1 pseudogene is annotated in these 522 nt (G+C 37.4%); it reads left to right on the top strand.

From position 1 onward, the window contains the following. Positions 1 to 242: 242 nt before the first annotated feature. Positions 243 to 522 (top strand): annotated as a pseudogene (locus tag ASV53_RS25910) (hypothetical protein); the annotation flags it as partial.

The raw sequence follows: 522 nt of genomic DNA, 5'->3' as shown, positions 1-522 counted from the left end.
CCCCCCCCCCCCCCCCCCCCCCCTTTTTTTTTTTCAAGCTGAAGACGGCATACGATATGTAGCTCCGTCTCGTGGGCTCGGAGATGTGTATAATAGTCAGATTATGCATTGCAAGGATTGGGAATAAGTATAAGTCGAAGATCGAGCAGTCTATTAATCTTATTAAATATTATAAATCCAATGGCTTGAATGTCTCGCTATCCGTTATTGGTGTCGTTGAGAATAATGATATATATCAAAGTTTGAAAAAGCTATCATCTGGACTCGATTGTGACTTTTTCACAACGGCGGAATATACTAAAAAAGCATCGAGATTTATAGAAGGCTATGACCTAGTTATAGGAACTGGACGTGGAGTTATGGAATCTTTTTCTCATAACGTTCTTTGTGCTTCTTGTAATTCGAAATATGAACTACCAATGTTGATTTCCAGTGATAATTTTCAAGAACTATTTGAAAATAACTTTTCTGAACGCTCTACAGCATCAACATCTGATGAAAATAATAAATCATCACTGTTGA

The sequence above is a fragment of the Photobacterium sanguinicancri genome (genome assembly GCF_002265265.1).
Taxonomy (GTDB): Bacteria; Pseudomonadota; Gammaproteobacteria; order Enterobacterales; family Vibrionaceae; genus Photobacterium; species Photobacterium sanguinicancri.
The sequence above is the reverse complement of the archived record's forward strand: the minus strand, read 5'-3'. Positions and strand labels throughout refer to the sequence as shown.